At 37.4% G+C, this 16,116-nt stretch carries 14 protein-coding genes; 12 read left to right on the plus strand and 2 right to left on the minus strand.

Annotation, left to right across the window (positions count from 1 at the left end):
- The first annotated feature begins 111 nt into the window (after positions 1-111).
- The 9 genes from I215_RS10265 (at position 112) to I215_RS10305 (ending at position 9,453) form a co-directional block, all read left to right on the plus strand.
- Positions 112-651: a helix-turn-helix domain-containing protein gene (locus tag I215_RS10265; protein ID WP_008991892.1), complete on the plus strand. Its 540-nt coding sequence runs from the start codon at positions 112-114 to the stop codon at positions 649-651.
- 86 nt (positions 652-737) lie between these two features.
- Positions 738-1,151: an OsmC family peroxiredoxin gene (locus I215_RS10270; RefSeq protein WP_008991893.1), complete on the plus strand. Its 414-nt coding sequence runs from the start codon at positions 738-740 to the stop codon at positions 1,149-1,151.
- Positions 1,152-1,177: 26 nt separating this feature from the next.
- Complete coding sequence (locus tag I215_RS10275) at positions 1,178-2,248, plus strand: alpha/beta hydrolase (RefSeq protein WP_008991894.1); 1,071 nt, start codon at positions 1,178-1,180, stop codon at positions 2,246-2,248.
- 106 nt (positions 2,249-2,354) lie between these two features.
- Entirely contained in the window at positions 2,355-2,930 is a 576-nt protein-coding gene (locus tag I215_RS10280; protein ID WP_008991895.1) for a Crp/Fnr family transcriptional regulator, read from the plus strand.
- 65 nt (positions 2,931-2,995) lie between these two features.
- Entirely contained in the window at positions 2,996-3,439 is a 444-nt protein-coding gene (locus tag I215_RS10285) for a carboxymuconolactone decarboxylase family protein (protein WP_008991896.1), read from the plus strand.
- Positions 3,440-3,481: 42 nt separating this feature from the next.
- Positions 3,482-4,585: a DNA polymerase IV gene (gene dinB, locus I215_RS10290; RefSeq protein WP_008991897.1), complete on the plus strand. Its 1,104-nt coding sequence runs from the start codon at positions 3,482-3,484 to the stop codon at positions 4,583-4,585.
- 220 nt (positions 4,586-4,805) lie between these two features.
- Complete coding sequence (gene ileS / locus I215_RS10295) at positions 4,806-8,207, plus strand: isoleucine--tRNA ligase (protein WP_008991898.1); 3,402 nt, start codon at positions 4,806-4,808, stop codon at positions 8,205-8,207.
- 1 nt (position 8,208) lies between these two features.
- The gene (locus I215_RS10300; RefSeq protein WP_008991899.1) at positions 8,209-8,589 is read left to right on the plus strand and encodes a TraR/DksA family transcriptional regulator; all 381 of its coding nucleotides are present in this window, start codon (positions 8,209-8,211) and stop codon (positions 8,587-8,589) included.
- 243 nt (positions 8,590-8,832) lie between these two features.
- Positions 8,833-9,453, plus strand: coding sequence for a lipoprotein signal peptidase (locus I215_RS10305; protein WP_008991900.1), 621 nt, complete (start codon positions 8,833-8,835; stop codon positions 9,451-9,453).
- A 9-nt stretch (positions 9,454-9,462) separates the two neighbouring features.
- Here the strand turns inward: I215_RS10305 and I215_RS10310 are convergent, their stop codons facing one another.
- Both I215_RS10310 and I215_RS10315 read right to left on the minus strand, forming a co-directional pair.
- Positions 9,463-10,029: a 5-formyltetrahydrofolate cyclo-ligase gene (locus I215_RS10310; RefSeq protein WP_008991901.1), complete on the minus strand. Its 567-nt coding sequence runs from the start codon at positions 10,027-10,029 to the stop codon at positions 9,463-9,465.
- A gap of 1 nt (position 10,030) precedes the next feature.
- Complete coding sequence (locus I215_RS10315; protein WP_008991902.1) at positions 10,031-10,438, minus strand: response regulator; 408 nt, start codon at positions 10,436-10,438, stop codon at positions 10,031-10,033.
- 403 nt (positions 10,439-10,841) lie between these two features.
- Here I215_RS10315 and uvrC point away from each other — a divergent pair, with 403 nt between their 5' ends.
- From uvrC to I215_RS10330, 3 genes are all read left to right on the plus strand, one after another.
- On the plus strand, positions 10,842-12,635 hold the full coding sequence (gene uvrC / locus I215_RS10320; RefSeq protein WP_008991903.1) for an excinuclease ABC subunit UvrC: 1,794 nt from the start codon (positions 10,842-10,844) through the stop codon (positions 12,633-12,635).
- A 5-nt stretch (positions 12,636-12,640) separates the two neighbouring features.
- Positions 12,641-14,878, plus strand: a complete 2,238-nt coding sequence (locus tag I215_RS10325; protein WP_156800258.1) for a patatin-like phospholipase family protein — start codon at positions 12,641-12,643, stop codon at positions 14,876-14,878.
- Between the two features lie 64 nt (positions 14,879-14,942).
- Positions 14,943-16,100, plus strand: coding sequence for a homogentisate 1,2-dioxygenase (locus I215_RS10330; protein ID WP_008991905.1), 1,158 nt, complete (start codon positions 14,943-14,945; stop codon positions 16,098-16,100).
- Positions 16,101-16,116: the final 16 nt, after the last annotated feature.

A 16,116-nucleotide genomic window follows, 5' to 3' on the forward strand; every position in this document is an offset into this window, starting at 1 on the left:
TATCGCATTAGCGTAGATGGGTAAGTTCACTACAATCGTGATTTTTATTGTATACAGTTTCATGATAAAGAAGTCGCTTGCGATGGACTTTTGTTTAACAATATTTTCCAAATGCCTGAGATAGCCTTGAATTTAAAGGAGGATAAAATTATAAAATCTGTGTTGTTGCATATGCTAGAAGAATTTGAGATCGAAGCCTCAACCCAAGAAGAAATGCTACGTATATATCTCAAACAAATCATTATTAGGGCTACTCGTTTATGGAAAAACCAAAATCTTGGGAATCTAGATAATGAATCGCCTCGCGAAATTGAATTTTTTAGGGAATTCAGCCGTCTAGTCGAGATCCATTACCGAACTAATCATTTAGTAGGTGACTATGCTGATATATTAGGGGTAGCCCCAAAAACATTAACCCATAAGTTTAAAAGGTTTGATCTTCCCTCACCAAATGAAGTAATCAAGGATCGCATTTTGCTAGAGGCAAAGCGTATGTTAATCCATACCAGTTTAAGTGCTAAAGAAATCGCTTATGATCTAGGGTATGAAGATCCTTCCTATTTTAATCGACTTTTTAGCAGGAAAATAGGAGATTCTCCAAATGTTTTTCGAAAAAAATACAACGAAGGGAAAAATGTGCCATTAGAATAGGATTATATCCATTTTTACAGGCTTACCGCTGACATATCTTTGTACTATCAAAATCAAATGATAGTTTAATTAAAAACATAATAGATATGAAACGTAAAGCACAAGCCGTTTGGAACGGAAGTATTAAAGAAGGAAACGGACATTTAACTACAGCCAGTACTGTTCTTAATCAAACACAATATTCTTTCAAAAGTCGTTTTGAGGATGGTATAGGAACCAATCCAGAAGAACTCTTAGCTGCAGCTCATGCAGGTTGTTTCACCATGAAACTAAGTTTGGATCTTACCCAAGCTGGTTATGAGGTTACAGAGCTTCGAACTAGTTCAACTATTACCTTGCTTGAAGGCAAAATTACCTTATCTGAATTAAATCTAGAAGCCTCTGTTGCTGGAATAGACGAGGCCACTTTTCAAAAAATGGCCAAAGAAGCAGAGGCTACCTGTCCTGTTAGCGGGGCATTCAACTTTGAAATTGTTCTTAATGCTCATTTAAAAAATTAATTATCAATCATTTAAATAAAAAAACTATGAAAACGTTATATAATACCGCAAAGGTTTTAATCACAGTACTAGTATTAACTATAAACACCAACGTCATGTCACAACAAGTCGAACCACGTCCTTTTAAAGGACAATTAGATCCCCAAATAAGTAAAGGAACCAAGGAATTTTTAGCCGCCTTAAATACCAGTGGTGGGGCGCCTTTAGAAACATTGTCACCAGAGAAGGCTAGAGGAGTGCTGGTCAGTGCACAAAAGTCAGTAGAAGTTGATTATTCTGGGATCGAAGAATCCCAGAGAGAGATCACTCATAAAGGCCAAACCCTTACCATTCATATTGTGAAACCTAAAGGGGCGAAAGAAAACCTTCCAGTTTTTATGTTCTTTCATGGGGGAGGATGGATTTTAGGAGACTACCCAACTCATAGAAGATTGGTCAGAGACCTTGTGGTATCTAGTGGTGCTGTTGCAGTTTTTCCTGATTACACGCCTTCTCCAGAGGCTCGTTATCCTGTAGCAATTCACCAGGCCTATGCTGCAACCGCATGGGTGGCAGCTTATGGAAATGAAATCGGTGTAGATGGTAAAAGACTAGCTGTTGTAGGCAACAGTGTAGGAGGAAATATGGCCGCTGTGGTTGCCTTATTAGCTAAAGATGAAAATGGACCCCAAATAAGGCAGCAAATATTGCTTTGGCCAGTAACGGATGCGAATTTTACTAGACCCTCATATACATTATACGCAAAGGAACGTTTTTTGACAACCTCCATGATGAAATGGATGTGGGATAATTACTTACCTGAGGCTAGTGATCGTAAAGAAATTTATGCCTCTCCATTCCAGGCAAGTCTGACCCAGTTAAGAGATCTGCCACCAGCACTTGTTCAATTGGCTGAAAATGATATTCTATATGATGAAGGTTTAGCATACGGTAGAAAATTAGATCAAGCAGGGGTGCCTACTACAATTACCACCTATAATGGAATGATCCACGACTTTGGGTTGTTAAATCCACTAGCCGAAGAGCCAGCGGCTAAAGTGGCACTATTACAAGCTGCTTCTGTTTTAAAAGATGCATTATTCAATCAAAAGAACTAAGCTTCTAATAGTTGAAGTTTGTTTAAAAAAAGGGAGGCTAGAAAATGGCTTTCCTTTTTTTTCGTAGAATAAGTTACCTTGCAGTAGTATTATAAAACAATTTGAAGTGTCCATTATTCTGAGAAAAAACCTTGAGAAATTTATCACCATTGATGGTAAAACCTTTGATGAAGTATTGCAGTATTTTAATCGAAGGATCATTAAAAAGAAGCAAAACATCATGGAAGAAGGTGATTATTGTTCAGATCAGTATTTTGTAGAACAAGGATGTCTTAGAAAGTTCTTTATGAAAGAAAATGGCATAGAACAGACTACAGAATTTGCTTTGGAACAGTGGTGGTTGACTGATACTTTTGCTTTTGAAAGAAGGCTGCCAACTACTTTTTTTATTCAAGCTGTGGAGCCGACAACTATACTACACATCAATCACGATCAAAGAGAAGCGCTTTTAAAAAAGCATCCTATAATGGAACGGTATTTTAGAATGGTATACCAAAGGTCCTATGCAGCATCGGAGAGGAGGATACGGTATTTGTATGAGTTTACAAGGGAAGAATTGTACTTTCATTTTGAGGCACATTATCCTGAGTTTGTTCAGCGGATCCCGCAATATTTGTTAGCCTCTTTTTTAGGATTTACGCCAGAATACTTAAGCGAAATACGTAGTAAAAACCGTTCTTAAACCAGTTTAAGATTATTGTCATCCTTGTTTTTGATCTTTGCTTTAAATTAGAAAAATATAAAACAATGGAAAAACGTATTAGCATTCACAATTTGGAGCCAAAGGCTTATAAGGCCCTGATAGGATTGGAAGAGTACCTTTCAAATACAGATATTTCTTTAACTCTAAAACAGCTTATTAAAATCAGAAGCTCACAAATTAACAACTGTGCGTTCTGTATCAATATGCATACAAAAGAGGCATTGGCAAATGGAGAAACCCAAAGGCGTATTTTTCTTTTAAGCGCCTGGAGAGAGGCGTTGGATTTTTACACTGATCAGGAAAAGGTGGTCATTGAGATGACCGAAGAAATTACCTTGATTCATCAGCATGGATTGCGAAGTGAAACATATCAAAAAGCCCTGAAGGTTTTTAATGAGAACCAGATTGCTCAAATTATTATGGCTATTATTACAATTAACACTTGGAATAGAATTGCCGTTAGTACACATAAGCCGATTGTCGATTGATATTGTTATTTTTTCTAGCGTGAATATGTCTTAAATTTGGGCATGGAAAGCCCATTGCCTATAAGGAAAATTATTCATGTTGATATGGATGCATTTTATGCATCTGTGGAGCAATTGGATTTCCCTGAGCTCAGAGGAAAAGCACTAGCAGTTGGAGGGAATGAAGTTAGAGGAGTTGTCTCAGCAGCAAGTTATCAGGCGCGCGCCTTCGGTGTTCGTTCTGCCATGAGTGGGGTTTTGGCTAAACGCCTGTGTCCAGAACTTATTTTTGTTCCCCCAAGATTTGATCGGTATCGCGAAATTTCCATGAAGATACGAGCGATCTTTTTGGAGTATACAGATCTTGTCGAGCCACTCTCTTTGGATGAGGCATACTTGGATGTTACTGAAAACAAAAAAGGAAACCCATCTGCTACCTTGATTGCTTCACAAATAAGAGAGCGCATTTTTCAACAAACTGGGCTGAGGTGTTCCGCAGGAATTTCAATCAATAAGTTTGTGGCTAAAATTGCCAGTGATTACAACAAACCCAATGGTCAAAAAACAGTAGAACCTGATGAGGTTATTCCATTTTTAGAAGCTCTGGATATTCGTAAATTTTACGGTGTTGGAAAGGTTACTGCTCAGAAAATGTATCAGCTCGGTATCTTCACAGGTTTAGATTTAAAGAAAAAACCCATCGAATTTTTAAATGAACATTTTGGGAAAAGTGGTAGTCTGTACTATAATGTAGTACGCGGGATTCACAATAGCCCTGTGAAACCAGACAGGGTTCCAAAATCTGTAGGTGCCGAGCGCACATTTACTGAAAATCTTAGTAGCGAGGTCTTTATGCTCGAGCGACTTGAACACCTAAGTGTCGAACTCGAGCAACGACTTCGAAAAAATAAGGTGGCGGGAAAGACCATCACCCTTAAAATTAAGTACAGTGACTTTAGCCTTCAGACTAGAAGTAAGACGTTGGATTTCTATATCTCAGATAAGAGTTTGATTTTAGATACTGCCACCGAGTTGCTTTATCAAGAAAAACTTCATAACTCTGTTCGGCTTTTAGGAATATCATTGGGGAATCTAAATACTGATGCACCAGAAATACCTGTACAAACTAAAAAATCCCTATCCGTTCAGTTGAAATTTAAGTTTTAATTCAAGTCCGGCTAATCACTTATCAACTCAATAATGATGGGCTTTGAAATATAATCAAAACTTGGACTTTCAAATCGCTCTCAATTAATTGGAATTTAGTAATTTTGCCAACTTTAATACCGTAAATACAACACTGTTTTAAGTGATTTGCGATTGAGAATGAATATTAATGTTATGCCGATAATCCGCATGGTGTTATTGACAATCTAACCCTTTTATAATGAAGTTTAGAGAATATAATGGACTGAATTTACCTGAGACTGCAGAAGAAATTTTAAAGTTTTGGGAAAAACAAAATATTTTTGAAAAAAGCATCAGTAGTAGAGATGACAACAAACCATTTGTTTTTTATGAAGGACCACCTTCTGCCAATGGTTTGCCTGGGATTCATCATGTCATGGCTCGTGCGATCAAAGATATTTTTTGTCGGTACAAAACACAAAAGGGATATCAAGTCGAACGTAAAGCTGGTTGGGACACACATGGGCTACCTATAGAATTAGGGGTAGAAAAGGAACTCGGTATAACAAAAGAGGATATTGGAACAAAGATATCGGTAGAGGATTATAACAAAGCCTGTAAAACGGCGGTAATGCGCTATACTGATATTTGGAATGATATGACCAAAAAGATCGGTTATTGGGTAGATACCAATGAGCCTTATATCACCTACAAATCCAAATATATGGAGAGTGTGTGGTGGTTGTTGAAACAAATCTACGACAAGGGTCTAATGTACAAGGGATATACCATTCAGCCATATTCACCTAAGGCTGGAACAGGTCTGAGTTCTCACGAACTTAACCAACCTGGTACCTATCAGGATGTAACCGATACAACTGTAGTGGCTCAATTTAAAGCGAATCAGGAAAGTTTGCCTGACTTTTTAAAAGGTCATGGAACGGTACATTTTTTAGCTTGGACGACGACGCCTTGGACCCTGCCTTCTAATACGGCGCTGACCGTTGGTGCAAAGATTGATTATGTTCTTGTTAAGACATACAATCAATATACCTTTGAGCCTATCAATGTGGTATTAGCGAAGCCTCTATTAGGCAAACTATTTAGTGGCAAGTTTGTACAGGTCGATGACCAGGAAGCTTTAGAGAGTTACAAAGAAAATGATAAAAAGATTCCTTATTTGCTTGTTGCACAGGGTAAAGGTGCTGATTTAGTTGGTGCAACTTATGAGCAATTATTGAATTACGCATTGCCTTATCAGAATCCTGAAAATGCCTTTAGAATTATTGCTGGAGATTTTGTAACCACCGAGGATGGTACTGGTATAGTACATACGGCTCCTACATTTGGTGCAGATGATGCTAAGGTAGCCAAAGAGGCTACTCCTGAGGTTCCACCGATGTTGGTTTTAGATGAAAATGACAACCCTGTTCCGCTTGTTGATCTACAAGGTAGATTTAGAGCTGAACTTGAAGAAATCGGAGGGAAGTATGTAAAGAATGAGTACTATGACTCCTTAGAGGTCCCAGATCGCTCTGTGGATGTTGAAATCGCCATAAAATTAAAAGAAGAAAATAAAGCCTTTAAGGTTGAAAAATATGTGCATAGCTACCCACATTGCTGGCGTACAGATAAACCAGTGTTGTACTATCCGTTAGATTCGTGGTTTATCAAAGTGACCCAGATAAAAGATCGCATGTATGAATTGAATAAAGAAATTAATTGGAAGCCGAAAGCTACAGGAGAAGGAAGGTTTGGAAATTGGTTGCAAAATGCCAATGATTGGAACTTATCTCGATCTAGGTTTTGGGGGATTCCTCTACCAATTTGGCGAACCGAGGATGGCAAACAAGAGGTAATCATAGGATCACTTGAGGAATTAAAAGCCGAAATGGCCAAAGCTGTAAAAGCGGGAGTAATGGCGGCTGATATATTCGAAGAATTTGTAGTTGGTGATATGAGTGAGGACAACTATGAAAAGGTGGACTTACATAAAAATGTGGTTGATAAAATCGTATTGGTTTCCTCAACAGGGGAGCCTATGCATAGAGAATCGGATTTGGTCGATGTATGGTTTGATTCAGGTTCCATGCCATATGCACAGTGGCACTATCCTTTTGAAAATAAAGAAAAGATCGATAGCGGTGAGGCTTACCCAGCGGATTATATCGCGGAAGGGGTGGATCAAACACGAGGATGGTTTTACACCCTTCACGCTATTGGAACCATGGTATTTGACTCGGTAGCTTATAAAAATGTAGTGTCTAACGGACTTGTTTTAGATAAGAACGGTGTGAAGATGTCTAAGCGATTAGGAAATGCCGTGGATCCGTTTAAAACATTAGAGGAGTTTGGTCCAGATGCAACACGTTGGTATATGATTTCCAATGCGAACCCTTGGGATAATTTGAAATTTAATTCTGAAGGTGTTGCCGAGGTTAGACGGAAGTTTTTCGGTACGTTATACAATACTTATTCGTTCTTTAGCTTATATGCCAATATTGATAAATTCAGCTATAAAGAAGCGGATATAGCAATAGAAGATCGTCCTGAAATAGATCGTTGGATCCTTTCTGAATTAAATTCCTTGATCCAAACCGTGGATCAGGCTTATGAAGATTATGAACCTACACGGGCTGCTAGAGCTATTTCCGACTTTGTTCAAGAGAACTTGAGTAACTGGTATGTTCGCCTTAGTAGAAGGCGATTCTGGAAAGGGGAGTACGGACAGGACAAGATAAGTGCTTATCAGACGTTATACAATTGTTTAGTGACTGTGGCAAAGCTTTCAGCGCCGATTGCGCCATTTTATATGGATCAATTGTATAAGGATTTAATGTCGGTTACATCTAAAGAAACAGCTGAAAGTGTGCATTTGGCTGATTTCCCAGTTTTTGTCGACAACTTTGTTGATAAATCCTTAGAAAGCAAAATGGAGAAAGCTCAAGTGATCTCATCACTGGTATTATCCTTGCGAAAAAAGGAAATGATAAAAGTACGTCAACCCTTGCAAAAGGTAATGATTCCAGTGCTTGACCAGAATCAACGTGATGAAATTAAGGGAGTTGAAGACCTGATTAAATCAGAAGTGAACGTTAAAGAAATTAGCTTAATCGATGATGCATCAGGGATACTAATCAAACAAATAAAGCCTAATTTTAAGGTGTTAGGCCCACGCTTTGGCAAGGATATGAAGTTGATTTCTAGTGAGATAGCTAAATTAGGCCAAGCTGATATCCAGAAAATGGAGCGCCTTGGTGAAATTAATATGGTTATTAACGGAAAAGATGTAACTTTAGGAATTGATGAGGTTGAAATTTCATCACAAGACATTGAGGGTTGGTTAGTAGCCAGTTCAGGTGCGATAACTGTAGCTTTAGATGTTACTATTACCGAAGAATTGCGTAACGAAGGTGTAGCTAGAGAATTAGTGAACAGAATTCAAAATTTACGTAAAGATTCAGGCTTTGATGTAACAGATAAAATAGATGTAAAGCTCCAAAAGGACGGTTTTGTGGAAAAGGCTGTAGAGGACAACATAATGTACATTAAAACAGAAACACTGACAGCACAACTGTATTTTGAAGATCATCTAGAAGAAGGTGCAGAAATTGCCTTTGATCAGGTGAATACCAAGTTAATTATTCAAAAACACAAGTAAGATGGAAACAGATGTAAAAGAAAGATACTCTGATAAAGATTTAGCAGAATTTAAAGCGCTTATTGAAGCTAAGATAGAAAAGGCTTATCAGGATTTGGAACTTCTGAAAAGTGCTTACAAGAATGACGGAAATAATGGTACTGATGATACCTCTCCTACATTTAAAGCCTTCGAAGAAGGTTCTGAAACGATGAGTAGAGAGGCGAACACCCAGTTGGCATTAAGACAGGAAAAATTCATTCGGGATCTTAAAAATGCCTTAGTTCGTATTGAAAACAAGACTTATGGTATTTGTAGAGTAACAGGTAAGTTGATCAATAAAGAGCGTCTTAAATTAGTGCCACACGCTACACTGAGTATTGAAGCAAAGAATATGCAATAGGTGGATAAAGAAAATATTAACTTCAGGATAAAATAAGAAAAACGCTTCTCATCAAGGCGTTTTTCTTATTTCAATCCCTTTTCAGTAAGCGACAACAAAACAATTAGAATGACGTCTATTATGAAGCCTCATCACTAATCCACTGTCGTTTTTAGCCCAATTAAAAGAGTGGTAAATAATTAAGGTTGAATTAAGAATAATATCCTTATTTTTATCAACTTTTAAATATAGTTTCCAAAAAGCATGTCGTTAAGAAAAGCATCAATAATTATCGTTCTGGTTTTACTAATAGACCAGATTTCCAAGGTTTATATCAAAACTAATTTCGTTTTGGGGGAGTTTGTAGAGGTTTTCAGCTGGTTTAAAATTCTTTTTATAGAAAATGAAGGTGCTGCTTGGGGAACTAAAATTAGTGACATTATTCCATTTGTTTCCGATGAGGCTGGAAAGCTTTCTCTTACCATATTTCGTTTAATAGCCATATGTGGAATTGGTTATTGGCTTTATTCTTCCATTAAAAATGGGGGGACAAAAACCTTGATTTGGGCTCAGGCATTAATTTTTGCTGGTGCATTAGGTAATATCATTGATTCGGTATTTTATGGACTTATTTTTGATGAGAGCTATGGACAGGTTGCAACACTGTTCAGTGATAACCCATACAGCAGCTTGTTTCACGGGAGAGTAGTGGATATGTTATACTTTCCACTTATTGACACATTTTGGCCAGAATGGGTGCCTTGGTTAGGAGGAAAGTCACTTAGGTTCTTTGAGCCGGTATTCAACATTGCTGATACGGCCATTAGCACTGGTGTAGGGATTTTACTTGTATTTAATAAAAAGGCCTTCCCTTCAGAAGAATAGAAGATATTACTAAAATTTTAAGACACCTTGTGGGGTGATACAATAGTCTAGCGGAATATCATGTGGATTAACATCTGATATTTGATCTTCTGCTGGGAAAAAGGACAAACCTACCTTAAGGGTCTCTGGCTTACATTGTGCTAAAAATCTATCGTAAAACCCTTTGCCATAACCGATGCGATTTCCCTTTTTATCATAGACCAATAGTGGGATGAATACAACCTCTACTTGATTGGCAGGAATTTGTATGCCTTGCTGAGGTTCTGGAATTCCATAGGCGTTCAGTTTAATTACTGTACTATCAGTAAGCAGGTAATGCGTAAGAGTTCCTAATTTGAAATCACTTTTAGAAAGCAAGACATTTTTATCCTTACCCTGTAAAACGCTCAAGAGAAAATCAGTATTAACCTCCTTTTGGCTTTGAATACTTAAAAAAATATGATAATTCTGGTAATCCCAGAGCTTGTTAAGCTTTAATGCGTGGTTCGAAATATCGATGCTGTATTGCTCTATTTGATCCTGGGTGAGCTGTGCTCGTTTACCTTTGTATAATTTACGAAGTTCTGCTTTGCGCATTTTATACTTTTTCAAACATCTCTTCAAGCTCACCAAGTGAAATTGGTTTTACCCAATAATCCGAAACCTCTTCGAATTCCTTTGCGCGCTGAATGTCATCTGGGTTAATTGATGAGCTGACTACATATAGAGTTATCGGACGCTCCATCTTTGATTTTATCTTCACAAACTCTTCTAGAAATTGCCATCCGTCCATCACTGGCATGTTTAAGTCCAGTAATATAACTTGTGGGATTTTTTCTTTTTCAGGTTGGTCGAATATATCTTTGAAATAAGTAAATGCTTCACTGCCATTTTCAAAGACCAAAAACTCCTTACATAACTTTTTGATATCCAATAAACGGGATAACATTTTTACGTAAAGCTTGTCATCATCAATAATACAGGCTAGGTCAATTTTATGATTCATTTGTATTAAGTTAGGGGTACTTTAATAGTGGACAATTAGTAAGATTTTATCTTAACATTTCCCGCCAGATCCTGTTGTTTTAGAGGTTGTACTTTAATTCAAATACAACCGCAATTGCAATAATCCTTTCGCCCGTATGTCCTTTACGAGCTTTTGATCTCCATTAACTGGCTATGCAATGATACAAAAATTTTAAGTTACAATCCATCTTATGACCGTGATATTGTTGTTTTCCGTATCGGTGACTAGCTGTAAAGACGGCTTTAGACATACTTCCTTTTAAGTGGGTTCAACTCGCATAGGTCTTTGGTGGTGTTTAGAAGAATGCTGATTTTAAGAATTCCACCAATCCATTTAATTTAATTGATTATTGAAGTATCTTTGTGTTGAAAACTCAGAGTTGATGACCAAAGCGCCTATTGATATACAACTTCAGACTCTACCTGACAACCCTGGGATTTACCAGTTTTTAGATAAGGATGGTAAAATCATATACGTTGGAAAGGCTAAAAATTTAAAAAAAAGGGTTTCCTCTTATTTTCGTCAACACCATGATAATGGTAAGACTAGAGTATTAGTAAAAAAGATTCACCGTATTGATCATATTGTTGTTCCCACGGAGACCGATGCGCTATTACTTGAAAATAATCTGATTAAAAAATATCAGCCTCGGTATAATGTACTTTTAAAAGATGATAAGACCTATCCTTGGATTTGCATTAAAAACGAGCGTTTTCCAAGGATATTTACAACTCGAAACCTCATTAAAGACGGCTCCGAATATTTTGGGCCATATACTAGTATGAGGACAGTCCGTACTTTACTCGATCTCATTAAGGACCTCTATAAAATTCGCACCTGTTCTTATGATCTTTCCAAAGAAAAGATTGATCAAGGTCGCTATAAGGTATGCTTGGAATACCACCTTGGAAATTGTCTGGGGCCTTGTGAAGGGTATCAGAGTCACAAGGAGTATCAAGATCAGATTACGGCAGTTAGAGAAATCCTAAAAGGAAATTTTAAAGATTCGATCTACCGGTTTAAAGACAAAATGAATTCCTTAGCCATAGAGATGAAGTTTGAAGAAGCTCAGGAGTTTAAAGAAAAAATAGAAATTCTAGAAAATTATCAATCCAAATCTACCGTTGTAAACCCTAAAATCAACAACGTGGATGTTTTTTCTGTAGTAAGTGACCAGGAATACGGTTATGTTAATTTTTTACAAATATCCTTTGGATCCATTATCAGGGCACATACCATTGAGATGAAAAAGAAGCTCGAGGAAAGTGATCGAGAGCTATTAGAACTCGCTATTACCGAATTGCGGTCGCGATTCAATTCTTTGTCAAAAGAAATTCTTGTTCCTTTTCAGGTCGATGTGGTGAAAGATGTTAAGGTGAGCGTACCCAAATTAGGAGATAAGAAACGGATTTTGGAACTCTCAGAGCGCAATGCGAAGTTATATCGCCAAGAACGTTTTAAACAATTAAAAATTACCGATCCTGATCGCCACGTGAATAGGATTATGGCGCAAATGAAGAAAGACCTTCGCCTAAATGTGGAGCCACGACATATCGAGTGTTTTGATAATTCAAATATTCAAGGAACCAATCCTGTGGCTGCTTGTGTTGTGTTTAAAGATGGAAAACCAAGTAAAAAAGATTATCGACATTTTAATATTAAAACTGTAGAAGGCCCAGATGATTTTGCCTCTATGGAAGAGGTGGTACATAGACGTTATAAACGACTTATTGATCAGGCAGATCCATTGCCTCAATTGATTGTTATTGATGGAGGTAAAGGACAGTTGTCCTCTGCTTTAAAAAGTTTAGATCGCTTGGGACTTAGGAATAAAATTGCTATTATTGGAATTGCAAAACGTCTGGAAGAAATATATTATCCAGGCGATTCTATTCCCCTATACCTAGACAAGAAATCTGAAACACTTAAAATTATTCAGCAACTTAGAAATGAAGCCCATAGATTTGGTATTACATTTCATCGTCAAAAAAGAAGTAAGTCAGCGATAAGTTCTGAACTTTTGCAAATAAAAGGAATAGGAGAAAAGACAGCCACCCAGCTGTTAAAAAAGTTTAAATCCGTCAAACGAATAAAAGAGGCCACCAAAAAAGAAATTAGTGAACAGGTAGGAGCAGCAAAGGCTGAAATCATATATAAAGCATTACAAAAAACATAGAACCTATGAGTATCCGAAAAAATATATTCCTTATCATGTTTTTAAGCTTGATCTGTATGTTTTCCAGCTTTGGGCAAAAGCACAATCCCGATGACCCTAAGGTTGGATTGGTTTTAAGTGGAGGGGGCGCAAAAGGGCTTGCTCATATTGGTGCATTAAAGGCGATCGAGGAAGCAGGAATTCGTGTGGATTATATAGGAGGAACAAGTATGGGAGCCATTGTAGGGTCTTTATATGCTGCTGGTTATTCTGCCAAGCAATTAGATTCTATTTTTAGGGTTACCAATTTTGATATCCTCTTACAGGATCACATTCCGCGAAGTTCCATGTCATTTTACGAAAAGCGCAATTATGAAACCTACATAGGAGCCTTACCTTTCAATGATTTTAAAGTATCCCTTCCTACTTCGCTCTCAAAAGGACAAAATCTTTACAACCTTTTGACAAAATTGTTTTTTAATGTCGAAGGGATAAATGATTTTAATAAACTGCCTATACCTTTCTTCTGCATGGCTACTGATGTAGAGACGGGAGATCCTATTAAAATTGATCAAGGATATCTTCCAAAAGCTGTGGCGGCAAGTGCAGCAATCCCTTCGTTTTTTGAGCCAGTTCCTTATCAAGACAGACTTCTAGTGGACGGAGGAGTGGTGAATAATTACCCAGTCGATGAGGTTATTGAAATGGGAGCTGATATTATCATTGGTGTGGACGTACAGGATTCGTTACTTGAAAGAGATAAGTTAAAATCCGCTGCGGATGTCTTGGTGCAAATCAATTATTACAACACCATCAACGCCATGCCTGAGAAGTTGAAAAAAACCGATGTACATATCAAGCCAGACATTACTGCTTTTGACATATTATCCTTTGGTAAAGGAGTTGAAATTATGCAAAGTGGTTATCAGGCCGCAGTCGATCAGCTAAGCACCCTAGATAGTATTGCTGAATTACAGATTTTAAAACCAAAGCCAAGAAGACCGGAAAGAGTCAAAGATAGTTTCCTTATAAACAAATTGGTCTTCGAAGGAAATGATAAATACACCAGAGCCTACTTAAAAGGAAAGCTTAGGTATACCACCGAGCAGTACACCACCTTTGAAGAAATCGGGACAGGAATGAGTAATTTGGCAGCGACCGATAACTTTAGAAGTGTACGCTATGAATTTCATCCTATGGATAAGGGGTATGAAATGGTGGTTCCTGTAGTGGAAACCAAAAATGACATGCTGTTAAAGTTTGGTCTACATTACGATGGACTGTACAAAACTGCAGGACTGATAAATCTCACGCGGAAACATTTACTTTTTGATGATGATGTCGCCTATTTTGACTTCATATTAGGAGATAACATTCGTTATAATTTTCATTATTACCTTGACAAGGGGTTTTATTGGAGTTACGGAATAAAGTCAAGGCTTAATACTTTCGATAAAGACGTGAATTTTAGGATGATGAATGAAGATTTGGAACTTTTGTATCCTGATATCAATCGTTTGGATATTGAGATGCTCGATCTGACCAACCAAATATATATGCAAACTGTATGGAAGGAAGAGTTTACCTTAGGTGTTGGATTGGAGCACAAACTTATAGAAATTGATTCTAAAACCGTAGCCGAAGAAGGCGGAGATGAGATCGAATTAGAAAGAGGAAATTTCTTTAGCACCTATGGTTATGTGCGATTTGATAGCCTTGATGATAAATACTTTCCAACCCATGGTTTTCTTTTCGAGGGTGATTTTCATTGGATTGTTATGGAGAGTGGTTATAAAGGAGACTTTTCACCCTTTTCTATAGCAAAAGCAAAAATGGGTTTTGCTACACCTATTACCCATAACTTATCTTTCGATCTGTTTACAGAAGGAGGGTTTCATTTGGGAAATTCGGAAGTGGAATCTCTAAGGTTTATCCTAGGGGGATGGGGAAATGACTTTATCAATAACTTTACATCATTTCTTGGGTATGATTATATGAGCTTTGGTGGGAACGGTTATGTGAAAGCAACTTTTAATGCAGATTGGGAGTTTTTTAAAAATAATCACATAAATGTGACGGCCAACTTTGCCAATGCAGGTAATGATATATTCGAGTCAGGTGAATGGTTCACTCTTCCAGACTATACGGGGTATTCGGTGGGTTATGGCTATGAATCAATTATCGGCCCTATACAAGCCAAGTTTAACTGGTCTCCAGAGATGAATGAAAAATTCTTAACATTTAGCGTCGGATATTGGTTTTAAGATAATTTTTGATGTAATCTTGGTAAATTATTACGACATTTGTAATAATTCAAACGTTTGCGTTATGCCTTTTTATCATAAATTAGGGGAAATACCACATAAGCGTCATACTGCCTTTAGAAAGCAAGATGGTAATTTATATTATGAGCAGCTTTTTGGAACTGTTGGATTTGAGGGTATGTCTTCAGTTTTATACCATATCCACCGGCCAACACAGGTTATAACAATTGGTGCTCCAGTTGATGTAGCGCCAAAGATTGCTGTTAAAAATAATATTAAATCCTATTGTTTTCACGGATTTAAGATAAAGTCTGAAGATGATTATCTCAAAAGTAGGACGCCTATACTTACCAACGCTAACTGTACAATTGAATTAGCAGCTCCAAAAAAATCTACAGAAGATTACTTTTATAAGAATGCCGATGCCGATGAATTAATTTTCATTCATAAGGGTAAAGGGAAGTTAAGAACACAGTTGGGTAACCTTGATTTTGGTTACGGAGATTACTTGGTTATTCCCAGAGGTGTTATCTATAAGATAGACTTTGAAACGCAAGAAAATAGGTTGTTTATCGTGGAGTCCAATCGTCCTATATATACTCCGAAGCGCTATCGAAATTGGTTTGGTCAATTACTAGAGCACTCTCCATATTGCGAAAGAGATATACGTAGACCTTATGAATTAGAGCACTATGATCAAAAAGGTGATTTTACCATAAAAATTAAAAAAGAGCAATCCTTATTTGATGTGGTCTATGCAACACATCCCTTCGATGTAGTAGGCTATGATGGTTATAATTTCCCCTATGCATTGAGTATTCATGACTTTGAGCCTATTACAGGGAGGATTCATCAACCGCCTCCTGTTCATCAGACTTTCGAAACGGATGCTTTTGTGGTGTGCAGTTTTGTTCCTAGATTATATGATTACCATCCAGAATCCGTACCTGCACCTTACAATCATAGCAATATAGACTCTGATGAGGTTTTGTATTATGTGGATGGTGATTTTATGAGTAGAAATCATATTGAGAAAGGTTATATTTCTTTACACCCAGCTGGGATACCGCATGGGCCTCACCCTGGGGCAGTTGAACGCAGTATTGGAGTAAAAGAAACCCAAGAATTGGCCGTAATGGTAGATACCTTTGCGCCGCTACGTGTAACAGAACAAGCGATAGAAATCTCCGATGGGACCTATCACAAATCATGGTTGGAATAATGGTGGTGAATTTTGA

It is taken from the genome of Galbibacter marinus (genome assembly GCF_000300875.1).
In the GTDB taxonomy this organism is placed as follows: domain Bacteria; phylum Bacteroidota; class Bacteroidia; order Flavobacteriales; family Flavobacteriaceae; genus Galbibacter; species Galbibacter marinus.